Genomic DNA, 23061 nt, shown 5'->3' with positions numbered 1-23061 from the left:
GAAACAAGATGGAACCTATTATACAACTGAGGAACCTAAGCAAACGCTACGGAACCTTTAAGGCGGTTGACGGACTGAACCTGGAAGTATACCCGGGTGAGATTTTTGGATTGCTAGGGCCAAACGGCGCAGGCAAAACCACCTCCATATTAATGATGCTTGGGCTAACCGACCCCAACAGCGGTACTGCGCATGTTTGCGGATATGATGCCACCAAAAACCCCATTGCAGTAAAACAAAAGGTGGGCTATATGCCCGATAGTGTGGGCTTTTATAACCATATGACGGCCCTAGAAAATTTAATTTATTTGGGCAGGCTGAACAACCTGGACGAAAGTACATTAAAAGACCGGGCCAAAGCAGTGCTTAATATAGTGGGGCTTGCGGGCAGCATGGATAAAAAAGCCGGCATTTTTTCGCGGGGCATGAAACAGCGGCTGGGCCTGGCAGATGTATTGATCAAAGACCCTGAGGTAATTATTCTCGACGAGCCAACGCTCGGCATAGACCCGGCAGGGGTAAAGGAATTTTTAAGCCTGATTAAAACCCTGAGCCAGCAGCAGGGGCTCACCGTTCTGCTCTCTTCGCACCACCTGCACCATGTACAACAGGTATGCGATCGTGTGGGCATATTTGTTGGCGGGAAACTGTTGGCCCAGGGCGATATAGCCTCGCTTTCTGCTAACCTTTTTGGCAAAGAAGGAGCGGTTACCACGATTAAAACAGCGCACTTAATTGAGCAGCCATGGCCCTTGGAGGCGGAAATGAGGCAATGGGGAGAAGTTACAGACATTGACATTTCTGCTGATACACTGGAGTTTACCACCCAACACGATATTACCCCCCGCATTGTTCGCCATTTGGTGGAAAAGGACTACGGCATTTTACAGGTAAGCCGTAAAGAGTATGGCCTGGACGAGATCTATCAGAAATATTTTGAAAGTAGTTTTAATGAAAATCTAAATCATGGAAAATCAAGCGGTATCTTTAAGCGCGCTTTCTTCGGGCAGCACAAAAGATAAGAAATACACAGGTCCATCTCAGCCAAACAGGGCCTTTGGGGTAATCATCCGAAAAGAAATTGCAGACCACATCAGGAGCTGGCGCTTTTTGGTATTGGTTGGTTTAGTGCTGTTAACCTTTGTGGCTTGTTTATATGTATCGGTAAGCAATATTAGAACGGCCTTTACCAATACAAACGATCCCGACCATGCTTTTATGTACCTAAAGCTACTTACATCAACAGATAATTCGATGCCGCCTTTCCATGTGCTGCTCAGCTTTCTTGCACCGCTGCTTGGCATTAGCATGGGTTTTGATGCCATTAACTCGGAGCAGAACAACGGAACTTTAACCCGGCTTTTGGCTCAGCCGATTTACAGGGATAACCTGCTGCTGGCTAAGTTTAGCAGTGCAATACTGATAGTAGGCATGCTTTTTCTTTCGCTCACCTTACTGATGATTGGTGGCGGGCTGGTGTTAACAGGCGTTAGGTTAGAAGCTCAGGAACTGATCAGGATAATGGGCTTTGTTTTTGTAACCCTTCTTTACGTTGCTTTCTATTTAAGTTTATCGATTCTGCTTTCTATTGTTTTTAGGCAACCGGCAACTGCAGCGCTGAGCGCCCTGGGGCTGTGGCTGTTCTTTACTGTTTTTTATCAGATTATTGTTAACCTGGTTATAAGGGCCTTTTTACCCGACCCTGCTTACCTTACGCAGGCACAGGTAATGGGTTACAATGAATTTATTTTAGATATGCTGCGGATAGCACCCAACCAGCTTTATACTGATGCGGCCACCACATTATTGATGCCATCGGTACGGAGCCTCGGCCCCATGAGCATGGAGCAAATGGCAGGTGCCATTCCCAGTCCGCTGCCGGTAAAAGAGAGCCTGATGATTGTATGGCCCCAGTTAAGCGGGATGATTGCCGCCAGTACAGGTTGTTTTGCCATTGCTTATTACCTTTTTATGCGCAGGGAAATTAGAAGTTAAAGCAGATACTTCTTTGCATACTCCCGGTTTTTATGTTGCTAATTTGGAAAAAGAACCCTGACACCTGGAAATTTTTAAATTATTATACCTGTAGGGCAATAATTCATCCCAATATCCGTATTATATACCGAGAGCGTTAATTTAGATTAAAACGGGGACCGTCTATTTGATGGTTCCCGTTTTCTTTTAAAGCTGTTCTGGCAATAAGGGCAAATTTTTTTTACACTAACGTTTAGCTTAAGGCGTTCATCTCTAACGAATAAGCTGGCTTTTTCGCTTTACTAGGCGGGTTAATTACCACAAATGCGAATAGGCATTGCCTTAATATTCGATTTACAAGAAACACAATTTGAAGAGAATATTTATTATCATGGCTAATCATTAAGCGTAAAAAATATGGGTTTTGCTTGATTAAACCTTTAGCTCACGGTGATTTTTGCAAAGATCAAAGTTGAAGGGCAAAACAGAACGGAAATCATTATTGCCCAATATCACTTTTGCTGAATACAAAAAAAGCCGCCCAAATGGGCAGCTTCAACTTATCTGATTGATATTTTTTATTTGGCTAAAACCATTGTATTTTGTTCCGCTTCCATAATTGCTTCAGAAGCATATGATGCTGATTTAAAACTGGCAAAGTCAGCTAATTTTACATTTTTTATGTTGCTTGCAATCATTGTACTTTCATCGGCAGTACCATTTAATTTTAATACCGCATCATCCTTAACGATGGTATATAAACTGCCTGCTGTAGTTTTGATTTTCGCTGTAGCACTTTGACCCAAAAATAACTGAAGGTATTTTACATCGAAATTATTGCTGGTAACCACAACAGATTGACCATAAGCTTCGATTCTTTCTAAATCTTTTACGGTAATATTCAGTATTACCTGGCTTGTTTCTAATGAATTGATAAATAAGGTTTGTCCATCAGTTGATACGGAGGTTTTTGCAGCATCATAGTTGCTCGCACCGGCTACGTTTTGCTTGTTGCCTTGTGTTAAGATGATTTTCACGTTCCCGCTCACCCAGATCCTGTTGAACTTTGATAATGAAGAAGTTTTTGTTTCTGCTTTAACTGGCTCAGCGGCAAATGTTGCCATGGCTGATGAAGTAAATAATACTGCTGTTAATGCTGATGCGAATATTGTTTTTGCTAAAGTTTTCATATCTTTTATATTTTAGGTTTTTGCTATTGTTTGTTATTAAGACGCAACGGCCCACCAAACGTTGCAGGCAAAAACCTGATATTATACCAGCGTTGGTAACCGCTAGACCAACGCCTGTAATTTCTAGACGAACCCGTTACAACTTCCATCCGGACTTGCATTAAACACAGCGTTTGTGGTTATACTCATTCTTCGCTGGCGGCTCTATTTAAAAGTATAGCGAAGTCCATTTTATTTGTATATTATGAACAGGACGATTTTTAAACACAGCAGGCTATACCCAATAGGGTATATTTGAGCAAAACAAATCATTATTTATACCCCATAGGGCATAAATATGAGTGATCCATTATCAACATTTGTACAAACACAACGCAAGCTGGTTAAACTTTCATAGGAGGAATTGGCATTCAAGGCTGGCGTAGAGCTTCGTTTCCTCCGGGAACCGGAACAGGGAAAACAGAGCTTAAGGTTAGATAAGGTAAATCAGGTACTTGAATTATTTGGCAAACAGGTTGGCATAACAAATATGGAGGATGGACATGTGAATTAGATGTAAGTACTATGCAATATTTTCAAGGTATCTTAATACCTCTTCTTTTTTTCTGCTCGAAACCAATATGTTTTCTTTGTTTTCCATTTGTAAATACCCTTCGCGGTAATATTTTTTAACGTATTTAAAATTAACCAGAAACGATTGGTGGCACCTTAAAAAACCAAATGGTGTAAGCAAACTTTCATATTCCTTTAAGCCCTTCGAAACCAGGATCTCACTGCCGCCATTTAAATAAAATGTGGTGTAACCCTTATCACTTTTACAGTACATAATATCTTCAATGGCTACTACCTCGATATATTCAAGGCTTTTTAAGGCAATTCGTTTAGCGGCGGCTACGCCCTGGGCAAGGTAATGTTCTTTGGCAATGGCAAGCTGTTGCTGTCCTAAAGTTTCCTGCTCACGGTGATGATAACATTTGTTTAAATGCGTGGTTAATGTTACCTCATCAATTGGTTTAAGTAAATACCCAAAGGCACCTAAATTAAGTGCCTGTATGGCATACTGATCGTAGGCGGTGAGAAAAATAACCTGAAAATCGGTAACACCCATTTCATCAAACAGGTGGAAACTATCGCCATCCTTTAAACGGATATCGGCCAGAATAATATCGGGTTTTAAGGTCAGAATTTCTTGTTTTGCAATTGCGATTTCTCCGGCAAAGCCTACAATTTCGAGGTAGTCGATTTTTTTAACAATTTGTAAGATGTGCTGTAAAATCCGGATCTCATCTTCTAAAATATAAAGTTTCATAACATCTTATTTAATCATTAACTATTGGGATCAGTATTTCAACAAATACACCTGTTACAGCATTTGTCCGTTTATTACTTACTTTAAATTGGGCCTGCTGCCCGTTGGCAGTAAAAAGCAAATCGATTCTTTCTTTTAAAATCACCTGGGCAAGCGATTGTTTCTTTGGATTTTCTTTAGGCTTTGGGCCTAGTCCACTTCCGTTATCATCTATTTCGATTGCCAGCAAACCGTCTTTAATTTTGAAAGATATGGTTAGCAAACCCTTATACCCTATATTTCTAAAACCATGTTCAATTGCATTTTCTACAAAGGGCTGAACAAGCATGGGCGGAATCAGTGTCTCGTTTAGATTCAATTGATCGTCAACTATAATTTTATAATCGAAAACATCGGCATAACGCATTTGCTGCAACCGGAGATAATTGTTTAGCGAAGCAATTTCTTCATCAATTTCGATAAAATCTTTTCTATTCTGCTCCAGCGTGCTACGCAACAACTCCGAAAATGACCTGAGGTAGCACACAGACTCGTCAGCATGCCCCGAAGCAATCAGGCTTTGTAAATTGGCGATGGCATTGAAGATAAAATGTGGGTTTAATTGTGCCTGTAACATTTTCTGTTCCACACTTAGTCGCTGGTTTTCTGACTTTAATAATTTATTCTTTTCTCTTAAACGCTGCTGGCGGTAGAAACTGTAAAAGAAAGAAACTAAACTAAGGAAAATGATCAGGGCTAAAAAAAGTGTCCAGCGTTGCTGTTTAATAATGGTTTCGTTCAGTTTATTGCGGCTATTTAGCTCTGCTATATTACGGTCTTTCTTTTCTGTCTGATATTTTTCATGAATTTCGGCAACCTTAACAGCTTCGATCGCTTTATAATTACGCAGTTCGATAGAATAGGCAGAATCTGCAGCCTGAAGCGCATGGGCAAAATCGCCCTTCATTTTATAGGCTTCGATGAGGCCGTTGTAATAGATTTCCTTTTGCCTTACCGATGTGTCGCGTTTTTCGAAAGCTATACCTGCTTTATAATACTTAATGGCCGAATCGGGCTGTTTATTTTGAGAAAATGCGGTAGCCAGGTTGTTGTAGGCAATACCATTCAGGTTATTGCTTTTTTTAAGGTAATTGAAATAAATTTTACTGCAGGCCAGGGCTTTGGCAGTTTGCAATTGCAGGCTGTAAACCTGTGCTTCGTTATCGTAAGTGCGGGCTATTGCCAGGCTATCGCCAACCTGTTCTGCCAAACGCCGGGCCTGGGCGTTATAATGTGCCATTTTTTTAAAATCGCCCAACCGTGATGCCAGCAGGAACGAAATATCAAAATAACGCTGTTTAACTACCAGATGTGTATTAAACGGATTATGCTTAAAGTAAATAGCAGCGTACTCAATTGATTTTTTTTCGTTACCGTTCTGAAAATAGGCCTGTGCCAGCAAATCATAAAAATAATGCGTTAACCGGCTATGCCGCTGTTCGGAAATTTTCAAAGCCGCAAAAATCTGCCCCATTAAAGCAGGCGTTACCATCGATCCGTCGGCCATTTTATGGGTTAAAATACGAGAGGTTTTCAATAACTCAATATCATCATCCGGGTTTAGCCCTTTCATTTTTTGGTAGGCAATTAAGCCACTATCCCTTTGCTTTTGAAAGACATATTTTCTGGCATGGAAATAATGATAATAAGGGTTTGATTCTTTATCAGGATCCTCGCCCAACAGGCTGTCTTGCTGGTAAACTATTTTTTTTACCGCAGCAGCTGATAAGGTATCGAAAGACAGGATAAGCGATAAGTTATCCCGGAAAGCAGGTTTTTTAACAGGCTGACGTTCAACCTTAGTGGTATTTTCCTTATTTCTACAAGCGGGAATAATAAGAAAACAAATGGTACAAAGGGTAATCAGGGTTTTCGCAATAGTATTCATTAACAGAAATTGAATTATATGTATTTTATTCCCTTTAAGCGTAAATTATTTAATGGTTAAATTTATGAATAGTCGGTTTCAAAAAAAACAACTGGTAAATATATGCAGGCTTTCGCTCCATATTTGTATCAATTAAACAATTATCTGGGAAACAGCTAATCAATTTTTCTGTTTAAATAGCGCAGCAACTAAAAACTTGCTTAAATGGCCTAAAACATAAGTCTATTTAAGCTAAAAAGCCCATTCCATCCATCAGGCAGTATTTTATAATACATCGCAAAATTAAATGATTAAGTGCTAAGCGGTGGCAGCCGTTTAACGCATAAGCACCAAACTTTTACGAATATTGGCTCAACCCTGCCACATATCAACTACTCCTTGCATTGCCTTTAGTTTCTTTCCAATTTTAAAATTAATTAACCAGTTGCAATCACTAAGCAGCCAATATAAACTGCCTAATAAGATTTATACCATTACGTTTTTTGTAGACGTGCAAGAAATGTGATTATGAATAGCTGATCAGCAAAAACCCAAACGCCAGGGTTAAGATGGCGAAGTTTATCTATTACATTAAATTATTTTATTATGAAAACAAACAACAAGTTATTCGAAAAAAGGATTGATTTAAAAAATTGTCAAATCAATGGCGGGAGATTAGCCGAATCTAACACTACAGTTCGTACAGAAACCTGTACACAAGGCTGTTCTGATGTACGTTATACCGTTAAAGACGACAATAAAACAACCATACAGGTTTGTACTGATTACAATTGCTAATAACACCAAAAACAAAAATTACAATACCTGTTAACCAATAAAACAAATAATATGAAAGGTTTATTTGAAAAACGAATTGATTTAAAAAATTGTCAAATCAATGGTGGAAGGTTAGCTGAATCGCAAGCGACCATCCGTACCGAAACTTGCTCGGGCGGCTGTTCCGATGTACGTTATACCGTTAAAGACGATAGTTATAAAACCATACAGGTTTGTACTGATTACAATTGCTAATCATACCAAAAACAAAAATTACAATATCTGTTAACCAATAAAATAAATAATATGAAAGGTTTATTTGAAAAAAGAATTGATTTAAAAAATAGTCAGATCAATGGAGGCAAACTCGCCGCAGGCTGCATGAGTTCATGTTGGGTAAGAACCGGCACAACCAATTCGCCCGATGGCCAGTATACCTATTACAATGATGATGGAAGTGTGAGAAGTGTAAGAACAGTACAAGGCCTTTCCAGCTCTATTGATTAAAGCTGCTCTGATTAAAAAATGGAGGATTAACAGCCTCCATTTTTTCACCAAATTAAACAAAACATAAGTTAACCCCAATTAAGCATGATCCTGATTTTCTCCATTACTGATGATTACTCTACCGCTATGGTTATTAACTGGTTATTACATCTGAAAAAGAAATTTATCCGCATTAATGAGGATACAGATGCAAAACTGATTTCGATTACTGAAAAGGATTTTATAATCAACATTAATGGAAAAACCATTCACAGTAATGAAATAACCAAAATATGGTACAGGCGGGGGGATATAGACTTTGTAAAAAACTTTAACAGTCAACATATCAGTAATTACCTATCGGCAGAAAATGCAAGTTTAATGGAATACATTCATTTCACTTTCGATAAAAAAGACGGCATAAATAATTTTAAAACAAGAGATATAAACAAACTTCATTTGTTGGATTTATGCAGTAAACTTAAAATACCGGCACCAAATTTTATTGTTACCGGGAATAAAGAAGCCTTACTTGAATTTTATAAGCAGGAAAAAAATATCATTTCTAAACCCTTAAACGCACCTCTTTCTATTTTTGATACTGATGATTTTATTCATTTAACCTATACAACCGAAATAACAGTAGCTGATATTGAAGCATTGCCAAATGAATTTGTCCCTACATTTTTCCAGAAAAACATTTTAAAAAGCTATGAAATAAGGTGTTTCTACCTCAATGGCAATTTTTACGCGATGGCAATTTTTTCTCAAAACAATAGTAAAACCAAGGTCGACTTTAGAAATTACGACAGATCGAAACCCAATAGAATAACACCTTACCTGTTTCCAAAATATTACGAGCGGAAAATTAAAGGCTTGTTGGATAATATGGGATTGAATTGCGCTTCTTTTGATGTCGTTTTATCCAAAGAAGATCAGCAATATTACTTTTTAGACCTCAATCCTATTGGTCAGTTCGGAATGGTTTCCAGCCCTTGCAACTACAACCTGGAAAAGGAAATTGCTTTAAATCTATAATCACATGAAAAAAATCAGCCAGGAAATTCAAAGTGGAAATGCGCCCATTCATTTAAAATCTTTAGTTAAAAAAGAAAAACCGAAGTATTTAATCAAAACCAGAGAATCTAAACTATTCTGCACCAAAAGTTTACAGTTAGACCTACTTTATAAATCGCCGTTATGAATAAATTATTTTTAAGAAATCAATTGTGCATTCCTGTTATGGGTTACAATAGGGCAATTATTTATGATATTATTCGGAAAGATTATTTTTTTATCCCTAACCCGCATTATGCTATTTTGGATACCAACGATGTAATTAATTTTAATAAAATTACCGATCAGAAGGAAAAAGAGGAGCTCGTAGATTTTTTACTTAGGGAAGAAATCATATTCGAAATAGCTGACCGTAACCAGAAAAACCGTTTCAAAAGTTTAAACAGAAATCTTGCGCAACCAAACCTGCTCACTAATGCAATTGTGCATTCGGATACAGACCCTGTTTTTTTTGATTTTATTAAAGATGAATACCTTTTAAACGTATCAGTTATAGCGCCTCAGATAGATGATCATCTGCTCACACTTTTAGCAAAAATAGATACGCTCGAAATAGATAGTGTTTACCTGTACATTGAAAACTTTGATCAGGAAAGTTATGAAACAACACGTCAGCTGATCAGTAATCACCGCTTAATTTTTTCAGTTAATTTCTTCAATTCAACCAGCCAAACAGAAACCACACAACGCTATCAAAATGTTTATTTTAACTTTTTTGAAGAAGAATTTGCGACCTATAAAACCAAACTAACTACAGATAAACTGTCGTTAAATAACGAACATTTTTTAGAGGCCTACAACGTTCATTCTTATTATTACGGAAAAGTATACATAGATCGGGAAGGGAACGTTAAAAATGGTTTAAACAATACGTATAGCTTTGGTAATGTAAAACTGTTAACCAAAGATCTGTTTTTAAATACCATCCGCTCGGATAAGTTCCGCGAATTAGGAAATATCAACAAAAACAATACACTTGTTTGCAGCGATTGTGAATTTAGGTACATGTGTGTTGATAGCCGGGTGCCTGTTAAGGGTGATGAGAAATGGTATCATCAAGCTGAATGTGCTTACAATCCTTATTTATCCAAATGGGATGATGAAGAAAATTATATTAACCTAAAGGATTCTGGTGTTGCCATCTCCGCAACGGGATGCGTTATAAATCAGCAAAAATTATCAGATCATTTTAATAGAGCCTGGTCTGTTTAACATGAAATCTTTCCCCTTTTATAAACAGCCCGACAATAAGGATTGCGGGCCAACCTGCCTGCGTATTATAGCTAAACACTATAAGAAGGGCATTGCGTTGCAGCAAATCAGAACCCTTGCGGAAACCACCAGGGAAGGGAGTGGTTTGCTTGGCCTTAGTAATGCAGCAGAGGCTTTAGGCTTTAGAACACTAGGTGTTAAAATAAATTTTAATACCCTGTTGGCCGATGCACCATTGCCCTGCATTGTACACTGGAATAAAAACCACTATGTTGTAGTTTATAAAATTGACAGAGCCGGTAAGGTTTATGTTTCAGATCCAGGTTATGGCTTAATTACCTATACCAAAGCCGAATTTATAAAATACTGGATCGGCGATAATGCCCACGAAAATACAGAAGAAGGTATTGCCCTTATTTTAGAAACAAGCCCTGCATTTTACACCAGTGATTTTGAAGACACTGAAAAGAAAACAAGCTTCTCTTTCCTCTCCAGGTATTTACTAAAATATAAATCGCTCGTTATCCAGCTGGCCATTGGCTTACTGGCCGGAAGTTTATTATCGCTTATTTTTCCTTTCCTTACCCAAAGTATTGTTGATGTAGGCATACAAAACCAGGACATTAACTTTATTTACCTGGTTTTGCTGGCCCAGGTGATGCTTTTTATGGGTAAAATGGGCATTGAAATAATTAGGAGCTGGATCTTGCTACACCTTTCTACCCGGATTAACATTTCAATCATTTCCGACTTTTTTATCAAGCTGATGAAACTGCCGATCAGTTTCTTTGATACGAGGATGACAGGTGATATCATGCAGCGCATTAATGATCACCACCGGATAGAACAATTGCTAACCAGCTCCTCGCTCAATACCCTCTTTTCGATGGTAAACCTACTTATTTTTAGCATTATACTCTTCATTTACGATTACCGTTTATTTATCGTGTACCTGCTGGGCGCGCTTTTGTATGTGGGGTGGATAGTTTTTTTCCTTAAAAGAAGAAAAGAACTCGATTATAAAATGTTTGCTCAGGTTGCGCAAGAGCAGAGCACGGTGATAGAACTGATTAATGGCATGCAGGAAATAAAAATGCATAATGCCGAAAAACAGAAACGCTGGGGCTGGGAATTTTTACAGGTAAAGTTATTTAAGATAAAAATAAAGGCACTCTCGTTAGAGCAGTGGCAATCTGTAGGTGGTGGTTTTATTAATCAGATAAAAGATATCCTGGTTAGTTTCCTTGCCGCAAAACTGGTTTTGAGTGGTAACCTTACCCTGGGCATGATGCTTTCGGTACAATATATCATCGGGCAGCTAAACAGCCCCTTAATGCAGCTCATAGAATTTATCAAACAAACACAGGATGCCAGAATTTCGCTCGAAAGGTTACAGGAAATTCATGATAAAGACAACGAAGAAGGCAGCGAAGAACAATATGCTACCGAAATTGCGCAGAAAGACATCGAACTAAAGGCTGTATCGTTCAGGTATACTGGGGCCGATTCGCCTGTTTTTCAGGATTTAAACCTTGTTATCCCCTTTCAAAAAACCACGGCTATAGTTGGGGCCAGCGGTAGCGGAAAAACAACGCTTTTAAAGCTGTTGACCAAATTTTACGAACCCGATCGAGGCGAAATAAAAATTGGCAGCACCGATATGAAAAATATTTCGCCCAGGTACTGGCGCGACCATTGCGGTGTAGTGATGCAGGAGAGTTATGTATTTAACGATAGTATTGCCAATAATATCGCCATTGGCGAAGATGCGATTGATAAACAAAAACTGAGAAAAGCCATAGAAATTGCCAACATACAGGATTTTATAGAAAGCCTGCCTTTAAGTTACAACACCAAAATTGGTAACGAGGGTATGGGCGTTAGCGGTGGACAGAAGCAAAGGTTGTTTATTGCCCGGGCCGTGTATAAATCGCCCGAATACATCTTTTTCGATGAGGCCACAAGTGCATTAGATGCCAACAACGAAAAGATAATTATCGAAAACCTGAACCAGTTTTTTAAGGGTAAAACGGCCATTGTAATTGCCCACAGGTTATCTACGGTTAAACATGCAGATAAAATTATTGTACTGGATAAGGGAATGGTTGTAGAAGAAGGCAACCACAGTGAACTGGTGGCAAAAAAAGGAGAATATTACAGATTAATAAAAAACCAGCTCGAACTTGGAAACTAAAAAAGATAAACTGGACGAGGTGCAACTGCGCTCGGAAGGTGTGCAGGATATTTTATCAGAACCGCCTCATTGGATGTTCCGCTGGGGGAGTGTGGTTATCCTGGCCATCCTTTTAATGATTTTACTAATGAGTTATTTCATTAAATATCCTGAGTTTGTACCTGCAACAATTGTGGTTACCTCGCAGAATCCACCAGAAAAATTACAGATCAGAACCGATTCTAAAATTGAAAAAATATTCATCAGCGATCATCAAAAGATAAAAAAAGGCGAAATATTAATGGTTTTACAATCTACCGCAAGTTATAAAGACATTTTACAGCTTAAAAGCATTATAGATTCCATTTCTCCCGATCAGCTATTTTCGTTTCCGGTTGATAAAGTTTCGCGTTTTAAATTAGGTGAGCTACAGGGCGATTACAATAATTTTGCGAAAGCATTTCAGGATGAGCAGCTGTTTGCCAGGCTTAAACCCTATGCGCCTGAAAATGTAGCGACAGCTCAAAATATTCAGATAAATAAAAGCAGGATAATTGCGTTAAAAAGGCAAAAAACATTTGAAGGTTTAAAATTTGAGCTGGTAAAAAAGAATTACCAGCGCGCCCAGCTGCTGCTAAACCAAAAGGTAATTTCGGCTTTGGAATTTGAAAACGAAAAAATTAAATTTTTACAGGCGCAACAGAACTTAGAAAACCTCGATATCTCTTTATCGCAAACAGATGAAGCCATTTTTAACCTCAATAAAACAAAAAGCGGTACAACCATAAATGCAGAGAAAGATAAAATCAATTTCGCATCGCAAACCTTACAGCTGCTAGAGCAGTTAAGGCGTTCGTTAAGGGCATGGGAACAAAACTACCTGGTGGTTTCTTCTACAGATGGGGTAATCAGTTTTCAGCAGTTTTGGGGCGAAAATCAAATTGTAAAACGTGGCGATCCTGTTTTATCTATTTTACCCGACCAGAAAAAGGCGCTTATAGGTAAAATGTTTGTGGCTGCAACCAATTCGGGGAAAATTGCCAGGGGAGAAAAAGTTTTAATCAAACTCGACAATTACCGCTATCAGGAATATGGCATTATAGAGGGGAGGGTGCAAAATATATCTTTCACGCCCGACGAAAAAGGCAATTATTATGTAGATGTTGTACTTCCTAGGGGCCTGAAAACTTCTTATCAGAAAACACTTCCTTTCGATAATGAGTTAAAGGGAAATGCCGAAATTGTAACACAGGACTTACGGTTAATTGAGCGTTTTTTTTACCAGATCAGAAAGCTTTCCAGATACCAGTCGGAGTAGAACAGGGACAGGGTGTAAGGCAGCTGCAAAAAGCATTTGTGTAAACATTTATGTCTTCACCTGAATGTAAATACCGTTAAGCTTGTTGCGCTAGTGCCAACTATCCCGTTTACTATCTTGCTCGAACTGGGCATGAATATTCCGTTGAAAAACTACATGAATTCGAAAAATAGTATGAAAGTTGGGTGAAAGAAAATCTTATCTTAGATAATAGAAAAATTAAAGATGATGAAATCTATGTAACTTATATCGAGAAATTCATCCAATAACGGATCTTAATAATTGGCAGAATGGAGCGTCTATATTTGAACAGATATTAAGTAAAGGGAATTTATAACTTGTATAAATAATCGATGGCCTTATGAACAAAATATGGATACAACTTGACAAAATTTCTTTCTCGCTCTACCACAACGAAAAGGAAATTGGAACTTTAATTAGAGGAGATGATTGGGCCAAGCCACCCACAACTTTTAATATATATTCAGAACACTACAAAATTGAAAATCGTTCCGGGCTATTCCGTAAAAATAGTAATCTGATATCTGATGATCGCGGCGAAACGATTGTAGATATAAAACTTGGTTTTAACCAGAAATTTAAATAACAAAATCGGGAACTTAAATTAATATTTAATGATACACCGCTTTGGAAGTGGACAATAATAGAAGACGACAAAATATTGACTTCCTATGAAATCAGTTTATTGCATCCCGAACTTGGACCAAATATAGAATGCAAAGAGGAAAAAGCCGAAAATTATATGTTCGACTTTATTTTAGGAAACTTGATATTGGGCAAAAGCAAGCAGGATCTTTATTAAGTAAAAACAATTAAAAGTACAATGGAGCGATATAGCGACAAATAATATGATCTGATTATAATTTATTTAATACAGCTTTTAGAAATTTGTGTAGTCTTTAAGAATATATAGTTCTAAAAAAGTGTAAATCACCAAACACAAAACCCTTGCAAGCAATTAACTGACAAGGGTTTACGATTTTACTTAGTGGTCCCGATGAAGCCAGAGCAAGTTTTATTTAAACAACCTACTGACTAACAATTACTTGCAAAACACAATTACGACTCACTAACGATCCAAAATGACTGTTATTGGGCTCAAATGTTATCACTCAAATTTACGAAATGAATTCGTTTAACATAAGAAAAATCATCTAAATACAACCAGTTACAAAATATTAAGAAAATTAATAAATGATTTTCGCGAACATTTCAGTAACAACAACACATATATTTACCCTAATTCTATTACGATTATCAATAAAATTCACCCTAATTCTGTGACAGAAAAGTAATTAATTTACCCTATTTCTGTGACAAAATATTCACTAATTAACCCTAATTTTGTGACAACAAGTAGTTTTGCAATTAAAGTTTTTGTCAAATGTTCGATAGGATAATATTTACAGAGTTAGAAAAATGGCTTACCAAATCAAATCGTAAGCCATTAGTGATAAGAGGCGCTAGACAGGTAGGTAAGACGACCGTTGTTGGGCAATTTTCAAAAAAATTTAAGCAGTATATCTATCTCAATCTGGAGCTTGCTGTTGACAGAAAGCCTTTTGAAGAGTTCACAACGATCGAATTACTCGTGCAGTCTTTGTTTTTTATTAAAAATCAGTCACTTACCCAAAGAAACGATACACTTTTGTTTATTGATGAAATACAGGAAGTGCCTGAGGCTTTAAACATTCTACGTTATTTTTATGAAGACCAACCAGGGATTGCGGTAATAGCCGCGGGCAGTATGCTCGAAACTTTATTTGATAAAAACATTAGCTTTCCGGTTGGTAGAGTGGAATATATGGTTTTAAGACCTGTTTCTTTTCCCGAGTTTTTGAGTGCTATGGATGAGCGGGAAGCGATAAATTATTTACAACAGGTACCCGCACCATCCTTTACACATGATAAACTCATGCAGCTATTTCATACCTATGCACTTATAGGGGGAATGCCGGAAGTTATTGCAGCGTATAGTAAAAATAAAGATTTACTGGAATTGTCATCAATCTTCGATTCGTTGATTACGGCATATATGGACGATGTTGAGAAATATGCTGGCACAAATGCACAGGCATTACATATAGGTCATGCGATAAGGGCATCATTTGGACAGGCCGGTCAGCGTATTAAGTTTGAAGGTTTCGGAAATTCGCCCTACCGGTCCAGGGATATGGGAGAAGCATTAAGAACGGTAGAAAAGGCGCTGTTAATTGAGCTCATTTACCCGTCAAGTGATGTAAAATTGCCTTTGCTGCCAGACTATCGGAAATCTCCAAGGCTTCAGGTGCTGGATACTGGAATGCTTAATTATTTTGCTGGTATACAGACAGAGGTTTTAGGAACTGATGATTTAAATAAAGTTTATCAAGGGACCTTAATTGAGCACTTGGTTGGCCAGGAGTTATTAGCCACACAGTTTAAGTCCTTAAGTGCACTCCATTTTTGGGTACGGGAGAAAACTACTTCAAGTGCGGAGGTGGACTACGTTGTACCTTTTGAAGGGCAACTAATTCCGGTAGAAGTGAAATCAGGAGCTGAAGGTAAATTAAAATCTTTGCATATGTTTATGGATCTGTCCCCACATAATATGGCCATCCGATTTTATGCAGGCTCGTTGCACATTACTGATGCCGTTACCCCCGGCGGAAAGAAATACAAACTATTAAATCTCCCTTATTATCTGGTATCTCAAATCGAGAATTACCTAACCTGGTTCAAAACACAAATCTAGATTAGCAGTTTGCACGAATTTTTTCAAAAGAGTAAGTCTGTCATTGCCTGCCTATCGCAGGCAGGCGAGGAGGAACGATGCGGCAATCTGTTCTTTTACGAAAAGCAGCCAATAGACTAAAAAACCATATTTGCATATAGAACATATAAGTTTCTCTTTTTCCTTCCATCAAAACCAACTCCATCATCCTCGTGTAGGCGAGGATCTTAAACGGAGAAGGAAATTAACCAAAGCTTTAATTAACCATTAAGGCCTCAAGAACATTTAGGATTTATTCAATCTGTCATCCTCAACACCCACTCCGTCATCCTTAACCCTAAAGCCGTCATTGTGAAGGAAGCGCCTTCCGCTGACTGCGACAATCTGCTCGTTTACGTATGTAATCCCATCCAACCAAATCCCATCATCCTCATACAGGCGGGAATCTTAAAGCACTTTGCAGGTTTCACAGACCACAACAGCTAGATTCTTTAAACCATCCAAACAGATATAAATATAGCTTTAAAGTATTCTAACATCCTATAGATTTTCTACTGCTTTACGGTCTGCACAGAGACAATTTATGTTAAGATTTTATGCAATCATTTTATAATAGATAGCCATAAAAACAAGGCCTACCTCATCAACATCAAACTACCAGAAATACTTTTACAGTTTGTCGCCAGATGAATAGTATAGTAATATACCCCCACAGGAAGGATTTTACCATTACTTTGCCCATCAAATGGGATTCCATAACCCCTGCTATTAAATACCACATTGCCTAAACGGTTAAAAACCTTTATTATGACTTGAGGATACTGTTCAATATTCTTAATTATCCAGGTATCATTCGCCCCATCACCATTTGGTGAAAATGATGAAGGAACATCTACCGCTTTCTCGGCAAAAGTAACCGGCACTGCAGTACGTTTGCTTTCACAATTTCCATTAGCCAAACTCAGGAAATACGATTTAGATTTTACCATTTCCAATGTAAATAAACCCGTATTGTTTTCCATCAATGCCTGGCCGCCAGTTTCAAATTGATAAAGTTTATAGTTGCCTGCAACAGGGTTTAACACCCTTATAGTTCCCTCGCCTTCGCTACACAGCTTAACATCAGCTACTGCTGGTGCTTCAATCTCCTCTCCAATATTCTCTATTACAAATCCTTTTTCTACAAAATTACAGATGCTACCGCTGTTATCAGTTACTCTGAGTTTATAAAATCCGTATGGTATATTTGCTAATATTGGCAGCCTGCCCACAACCTCTTCTCGGTCGTTCAGCCACTCGTACTGATAAGGCGCAACCCCGCCCTTAATCATAATATTACTAATCGCTCCAAGGCCCATGGCGCAATGGTCGGCCTGGTTATTTACTTCAGCTAAATCCATCACCAAGGGTTCAATACGCAAAACTGTGTAGTCTTTAAAGTGCTGTTCACATTCTTTTTCATCCGTTAAAAACAAACTGTATTTACCGGTTTTCAATCCCATTATCGTATTTGTATGGCCAATGGTAGCGCCTGTTGCATCCGTCCACCGCAGTTTTGTTCCTGCATCAATACCCGAAGTTTGAACCGTGATCATACCCGAATCTTCACCACATGCGGCATCTGTAATCTTGTAAGTCAGTTCTGGAAAAATCTTTGCACTTTGCCTGATGATGTTATACTCTAGCGTTTTGATACAGTAAGTATTTGCAATGGTTAATTTATACTTACCTGGCGAAAGGTTTACAACATCTATTTGATGGCCAATATCCAATCCAGCATCATTTGTCCACTTGTAGGTTAACCGATCAGAAGAACTAATCTTCAGGTTTTTTATCCAGCCATCATTGGTTGTACATCCTGCATTTCTTAAATCGTATGCCGAATCATCAACCGTTATTCCATTTTTTTCCTCGATGATAAAGGAATAAAAAAGTGATCCGCAAGTACCCTGATCTTTAACTTCAACGGTATATTTACCAGCAGGTACTCCACGTAAATCTGCCTCAGCACCCACAATATCCTGCTTTTCATTTCTCCATATAAAGGTTATGGCTCCTTTTCCCGAACCAATCAAACCCGTTATGCTGCCATTTTTGCGATCACAATCTGCATGTTCAGTCAGCATTTTTGTAAGGTCTGCAACCGGAGCGCCTTCCGCAGGGATATTAAAGGGGCCAAAAACAACTGTACAGTCGTCGGTGGTAACCACTTTCAGCCTGTAATTACCCCCTTTAACATTTTGTAAAGCAAGCGCAGTTCCCTTAACCTCATCTGCATCATTTAACCAGCTAATAGACTTCGTTTTTGCGGTTTCCAAATTTGATAAAAAAACATTGCTAATTCCACCATTTTCCAGGCTACAGGTAGCAGGCTGTGTTTTCATCAAAGCGGTATACAACTGGGGCGTAATATCTTTTAGCTCCCAGGTAAAAGTTTGTGTTTTACAGGCCGTACCCAAAAATGCAGTAAAAGAATAGGTTCCAGGCAGCAGGCCTTTTAAATCGGCATTGGTACCCACTAACTTTTTTTCTGCGTTTCGCCATTCAATGGCTGTAGCACCCTGTACCACAATTCCGGTAATTGAACCATTTGCCTGCCCGCAAGTAGGCTGTTTAATAATATAGTTGCCCATTTGTAAACCCATCCCTAAAAACTCTGAGGTACGGTTGTTTAACGTAGCCGATGCCGTAAAGCCTACATTGGGCGGAATGGTCATCTTCCAGTTTCCTTGCGCATCAGCAAAAGTACTCCCTAAATATTTCTTTGCATCACACTGGTAACATTCTCCATCCGAAAACACTTCAATCTCTGCATTAGGCGTAGCGGTTCCCTTTAAAGTACCATTATCGTATTCATCAATTTTAATAACCGGGATTTCTACTTTCGATTTTTCTGATTTATAGGTAATGGGCATGGATGAAATACAATAAATCGCATTTCGTTGCAATAATATGTCGCCACAGTTATTTGCGCTTACACCAGGTGTTCCTGGACCAAAGCTTACCCGGTTGGCCATTACATTCTCTTCACCAGGATTTTTCCCACCAATGATCATATTGGAGCAGTTTTCCAAGTCTATTGTACTGTAAACATACGATTTGCTTCCATCACTTCCTATCCCCATCCGGTTTCCCTGTATCTTTCCAGAATTGTAGATATTTTTGAAATCGAAACCACCACTCCCCAAAAAGGTATTATTGATGAGTTCTACATTTCTAAAATCCTGAATATATCCGCGGGCACCAATACCTACACTTACGCTCTCTACCCCAAAACTGTTGTTTTTAACGATACACTTCTCGCCGGTAGCCTCTACAGCTTGTGTAGTGGGGTTAATCCCCGATATCATCACCCCATAATCTCGAAAACCCCAGAGGTTTCCTTCCTCCTTCGTGTCGCCTCCAACCATTATATCATCACATAACCTAAAATTAAGCGTACCACCAAAGGCAGGGCCAACCGCTGTTTTTTTATCTGCTGCAATACCAAACCAATTGGCCGAAACTTTAACGGTTTTACATTTAAACAAGTAAACATCATAATCGCAGGTTAAGAAAATATTACCCTTTCCAACAGCTCCAATGGTAATATTGGTGCATTGTGCAATATAGATCGGGCTAGCGCCACGGCCTCCAGCCGAAAAATTTGAAAAACTTAAACCATAAATTTCAAGATGGTTAATAGCAGTCCCTTTCAGCGCCGTTCGGTCCGTATAATCGGTATAGGGAATCACGGTTTCGATCGTTACTTTGGCATCAGATAAACCAAGCGCCGCACCCGGTAGGGTAGTCCCGTCAATAACAAGATGAGAAGAAAGTATTAGTGGCGATTTCAAACTAATGAGTCTGGCTGTAGCCGCAAAATGTATATAGTCAGTTTCAGCACTTCCATTGGCGCCCGCTTTTTCTAAAGCTTCTCTCAACGTGCCCGGCCCGCTGTCGAGTTGACTGCTCACCGTAAATATCTCCGCATGGACCACGCCAAAGGTTGATAAGAATAACAACAAGAACAGTAATCGAAACATGGTGAGGGCGCAGTTTGTTAATAAAGCAAATGTAGCAGAATTTAACCTTTTTTTACTAGCAGAAGAAATGTGTTAAAAGGCCCTGTGAAGCTTAAAGTCTTTGCATCGCCAGCTAAAATCAATACATCAGCCTTAAATTGAATTGGGAATTTATTCAGATAATCATAATTTTCAAGGAATTCTAAATGTAAATCAGATGCGTATTGGAAGGTCATGGTTATTAAGTGTTTTACAATTGAAGATTGCTCATCTATAATCTTACTAATAACTATAGAAATAATTTATAGCTAAAATTTATTGAAATATAGCTAAATGTAGCAATTGAAGAGTTTGTCATTGTGCCAAAACGAATGATATCATCTTTTTGCTGAGACAAAGACGTCAATTAGCTAAAAATCAATAGATTATGTAACAATCCGACGAAACCAGAACAAGTTTTATTTAAATAACCTTCTGACTAGCAATTACTTGCAAAATACAATCCCAACTCACTAACTGTCAAAATGACTGTTTTTGGGCTCAAATGTTAACACTCAAATTTACAAAATGAATTCGTTTAACACAAGAAAAATCATCTAAATACAACCAGCTACAAAATATCAAGAAAATTAATAAATGATTTTCGCGAACATTTCAGCAACAACAACACATCCATTTACCCTAATTCTATTACAATTATTAATTACATTTACCCCAATTCTGTGACAGAAAAGTAATTAATTAACCCTAATTCTGTGACGAAATATTCACTAATTAACCCTAATTTTGTAACAACAAGTAGTTTTGCAATTAAATTTGTCAAATGTTATCAGCTATCTCAAATCGAGAATTACCTAACCTTGTTCAAAACACAAATCTAGATTAGCATAGCAGGTTTTGTGGATTATGTAGAGGAACTGGCCAGGCAATGGGACAGAGATGATTGATCATGGGAGAGATAAATAATAATTTACCTTTGCAAATCAACTACCTCAAATGACAAAAGCAACTCATCGTAAAATACAGTTATTCCTTTTTGCCCTATGCGTATTGGTATGTGGGTTTTATTACCATTACTATAAAAGGAACAGGGAACTCGATGTTTACAGGATACAACTCTGGGCTGAATTGCAAATCCATGCCATCACTAAGCAAGAATATTGGAGGCTATGGGATCCGAAAATAAAAGAATGGAAAGAATCGTTGAGCAAATGTGAATTATTGGAACTATCATCAGTTCTTGTGTTTTTACTCAGCGCTGCGAACCTTATTGTGTATTGGCAGTATAAGAAAAGAGTTTTAAGGGTAAAAGCAGGATAGTTAAAGCTTTAGTGTTTGTGGGCTATAAATGGGCTACCTGGTGCTTAAATACTTCGATAATCATCCTTTTCACCTCGTGCCTGCTGTTGAATATCAGTTTATCTGAGCGGCAAAAACCACAGCTCCAAACCAGGTATTTAAAGGGCTTTCTCAATTGGTATTTGGTCTTGGTTAATGGCGTGTTTAATTGTTTACACCGCTCACAATAACATTTGTCACGCTCCCCGCATGGGATCATTAAGCGTTCCATTTCAATGAAGATCTTAAATTCCTCTAAAATAAATTCATTTGAATTTTCAGCCGTCAGCCCAGAGGTTATCCAAATTGAATGATCATATTTTATATAATCCAGGTCTTCATTAATATTAAAAAAGGTAGGTAGCGGTGTTCATAATCAGAAGCATAAACGATTTTGAGCATCTCGCTGAAAGCATAATCAATACCGATTTCTTTTTTAATGGCCTTATCTGCAATCATCAATGCATAACAATAGTTCAGTTCGCCTTCGGTTCTTGCTACCTCAATATCGAGGTCTTGCACTGATTTCCAGAAATATTTTTCCCGTTCCTCAGTGGGCTCACCATCCAGGCCTGCCAAAACAAAAAGATGTTCACTTTCACAGCCCAGCTGTAAAGCGCTTACTGCCCATTCAACAAACTTTTTGCTATCGAACTGGGTGAGTAACTTTTCAGCTAAAACTTCAACTGTTAATTCGGCTACTGTCATTTATCTAATGATATAGACTTTGGTGGAAAAAAGCTCTGGAATGAGGCACCCTAAGCACATTTTGGTCAGGTAGATAATCAGGTAGATTTTAGGTTATTGCATTATTTTACGGTGCTTATTGCCCATTTCACCACGGTAACCAACGGTTTCACCACCTTAATGCTGGGGTTTAATTGCGTGCTTAATAGACCGCACTAAAACGATCTTCATCCGCGGGTCAACAAGCTTCGATGTGTAGATTGCGTTATTCATCGAGATAAAATTATCTTTGAAAAGTTGAACATAAATTAAATCTTTGATAAAGAACGATAACTAACGCCTGCATGATAGAAATCACCATTGGCATACTTGGCCTGCTGATCGCCTGGTTCACTTACAAGAAAACATTTCTGGATAAACCTAAAGAAGAAATCGAGCATTTCACTGTCCAGTTTAGAGCCACTCAGACCACCTCTCTGAAAGTGCGGAACGACCTAATTAAACTTTCTCAGTGGGTATTTCATCGAAAATGGTCACATGTTCCGCGTTTAAACTAACAAGCCGTTTCGCTCTAAACTGGTTCTTCCCCAATTTTGGTGGTTTTCCATGATAAGTCTGGTTGTTATTCGTTAAGAAATAATGAATCTTACCAAACTGATTTTCTCATCAATTGATCCCTTTAAAGTAGTTTCAGTGGATAACCAGGCCGACTTTGTTAATATCTATGTACAGAGCAGACAAAGGATCTGCCGTTGTCCGGATTGCCTAAGTCCGTCAAAGAAGCTTCATAGCTATTATTTAAGAAAGTTCCGTGACCTGCCTACGTTTGGGAAATCATGTAATATATACCTGCAATCCAGAAAATACCGATGCCTT

At 38.2% G+C, this 23061-nt stretch carries 20 protein-coding genes; 15 read left to right on the top strand and 5 right to left on the bottom strand.

Annotated features, from left to right (window positions below; genetic code table 11):
• The first annotated feature begins 8 nt into the window (after positions 1 to 8).
• Positions 9 to 1022: an ABC transporter ATP-binding protein gene (locus tag EYS08_RS07125; protein WP_131029373.1), complete on the top strand. Its 1014-nt coding sequence runs from the start codon at positions 9 to 11 to the stop codon at positions 1020 to 1022.
• Positions 967 to 1995 (top strand): ABC transporter permease, encoded by a 1029-nt coding sequence (locus EYS08_RS07120; protein WP_131029372.1) that lies wholly within the window; start codon positions 967 to 969, stop codon positions 1993 to 1995. Before EYS08_RS07125 ends, EYS08_RS07120 begins: the two co-directional genes overlap by 56 nt.
• Before the next feature lie 557 nt (positions 1996 to 2552).
• On the opposite strand, the gene EYS08_RS07115 is transcribed toward EYS08_RS07120, so the two are convergent.
• The 3 genes from EYS08_RS07115 to EYS08_RS07100 all read right to left on the bottom strand — a co-directional run bounded on the left by EYS08_RS07115 (position 2553) and on the right by EYS08_RS07100 (position 6400).
• On the bottom strand, positions 2553 to 3164 hold the full coding sequence (locus EYS08_RS07115) for a GIN domain-containing protein (RefSeq protein ID WP_131029371.1): 612 nt from the start codon (positions 3162 to 3164) through the stop codon (positions 2553 to 2555).
• A gap of 562 nt (positions 3165 to 3726) precedes the next feature.
• Complete coding sequence (locus EYS08_RS07105; protein WP_131029370.1) at positions 3727 to 4473, bottom strand: LytR/AlgR family response regulator transcription factor; 747 nt, start codon at positions 4471 to 4473, stop codon at positions 3727 to 3729.
• Positions 4474 to 4483: 10 nt separating this feature from the next.
• A complete protein-coding gene (locus EYS08_RS07100) occupies positions 4484 to 6400 on the bottom strand; it encodes a tetratricopeptide repeat-containing sensor histidine kinase (RefSeq protein WP_131029369.1) in 1917 nt (638 codons plus the stop codon).
• Between the two features lie 585 nt (positions 6401 to 6985).
• Between EYS08_RS07100 and EYS08_RS07095 the strand changes: the two genes are divergently transcribed.
• The 10 genes from EYS08_RS07095 (at position 6986) to EYS08_RS07055 (ending at position 16177) form a co-directional block, all read left to right on the top strand.
• Positions 6986 to 7177 (top strand): hypothetical protein, encoded by a 192-nt coding sequence (locus EYS08_RS07095; RefSeq protein ID WP_131029368.1) that lies wholly within the window; start codon positions 6986 to 6988, stop codon positions 7175 to 7177.
• 51 nt (positions 7178 to 7228) lie between these two features.
• Positions 7229 to 7411, top strand: a complete 183-nt coding sequence (locus tag EYS08_RS07090) for a hypothetical protein (RefSeq protein WP_131029367.1) — start codon at positions 7229 to 7231, stop codon at positions 7409 to 7411.
• A gap of 51 nt (positions 7412 to 7462) precedes the next feature.
• Positions 7463 to 7663, top strand: a complete 201-nt coding sequence (locus tag EYS08_RS07085) for a hypothetical protein (protein ID WP_131029366.1) — start codon at positions 7463 to 7465, stop codon at positions 7661 to 7663.
• Positions 7664 to 7747: 84 nt separating this feature from the next.
• Entirely contained in the window at positions 7748 to 8680 is a 933-nt protein-coding gene (gene gwsG, locus EYS08_RS07080) for a grasp-with-spasm system ATP-grasp peptide maturase (protein ID WP_131029365.1), read from the top strand.
• Between the two features lie 4 nt (positions 8681 to 8684).
• Positions 8685 to 8846 (top strand): hypothetical protein, encoded by a 162-nt coding sequence (locus tag EYS08_RS25680; RefSeq protein ID WP_165456400.1) that lies wholly within the window; start codon positions 8685 to 8687, stop codon positions 8844 to 8846.
• On the top strand, positions 8843 to 9931 hold the full coding sequence (locus EYS08_RS07075; protein ID WP_131029364.1) for a hypothetical protein: 1089 nt from the start codon (positions 8843 to 8845) through the stop codon (positions 9929 to 9931). The genes EYS08_RS25680 and EYS08_RS07075 overlap by 4 nt, the downstream gene beginning before the upstream one ends.
• 1 nt (position 9932) lies before the next feature.
• A complete protein-coding gene (locus EYS08_RS07070) occupies positions 9933 to 12125 on the top strand; it encodes a peptidase domain-containing ABC transporter (RefSeq protein ID WP_131029363.1) in 2193 nt (730 codons plus the stop codon).
• Positions 12115 to 13422: an HlyD family secretion protein gene (locus EYS08_RS07065; RefSeq protein WP_131029362.1), complete on the top strand. Its 1308-nt coding sequence runs from the start codon at positions 12115 to 12117 to the stop codon at positions 13420 to 13422. Before EYS08_RS07070 ends, EYS08_RS07065 begins: the two co-directional genes overlap by 11 nt.
• A gap of 361 nt (positions 13423 to 13783) precedes the next feature.
• Entirely contained in the window at positions 13784 to 14029 is a 246-nt protein-coding gene (locus EYS08_RS07060; RefSeq protein ID WP_131029361.1) for a hypothetical protein, read from the top strand.
• Between the two features lie 798 nt (positions 14030 to 14827).
• Positions 14828 to 16177, top strand: coding sequence for an ATP-binding protein (locus EYS08_RS07055; RefSeq protein WP_131029360.1), 1350 nt, complete (start codon positions 14828 to 14830; stop codon positions 16175 to 16177).
• A gap of 614 nt (positions 16178 to 16791) precedes the next feature.
• Here the strand turns inward: EYS08_RS07055 and EYS08_RS07050 are convergent.
• The gene (locus tag EYS08_RS07050) at positions 16792 to 20181 is read right to left on the bottom strand and encodes a gliding motility-associated C-terminal domain-containing protein (RefSeq protein ID WP_131029359.1); all 3390 of its coding nucleotides are present in this window, start codon (positions 20179 to 20181) and stop codon (positions 16792 to 16794) included.
• Positions 20182 to 21156: 975 nt separating this feature from the next.
• On the opposite strand from EYS08_RS07050, the gene EYS08_RS07045 reads away from it, so the two are divergent.
• Positions 21157 to 21480, top strand: a complete 324-nt coding sequence (locus EYS08_RS07045; RefSeq protein WP_131029358.1) for a hypothetical protein — start codon at positions 21157 to 21159, stop codon at positions 21478 to 21480.
• Positions 21481 to 21819: 339 nt separating this feature from the next.
• On the opposite strand, the gene EYS08_RS07040 is transcribed toward EYS08_RS07045, so the two are convergent.
• On the bottom strand, positions 21820 to 22206 hold the full coding sequence (locus tag EYS08_RS07040) for a hypothetical protein (RefSeq protein WP_131029357.1): 387 nt from the start codon (positions 22204 to 22206) through the stop codon (positions 21820 to 21822).
• A 323-nt stretch (positions 22207 to 22529) separates the two neighbouring features.
• On the opposite strand from EYS08_RS07040, the gene EYS08_RS07035 reads away from it, so the two are divergent.
• On the top strand, positions 22530 to 22742 hold the full coding sequence (locus EYS08_RS07035; protein WP_131029356.1) for a hypothetical protein: 213 nt from the start codon (positions 22530 to 22532) through the stop codon (positions 22740 to 22742).
• Between the two features lie 82 nt (positions 22743 to 22824).
• Positions 22825 to 23061, top strand: a 237-nt coding sequence (locus tag EYS08_RS07030; protein ID WP_131029355.1) for a transposase family protein, incomplete at its 3' end; no start/stop codon positions are given.

Origin of the sequence: Pedobacter kyonggii (assembly GCF_004310665.1) — a bacterium.
GTDB classification, from domain to species: domain Bacteria; phylum Bacteroidota; class Bacteroidia; order Sphingobacteriales; family Sphingobacteriaceae; genus Pedobacter; species Pedobacter kyonggii.
This window is presented reverse-complemented; position numbering and strand designations above follow the sequence as displayed.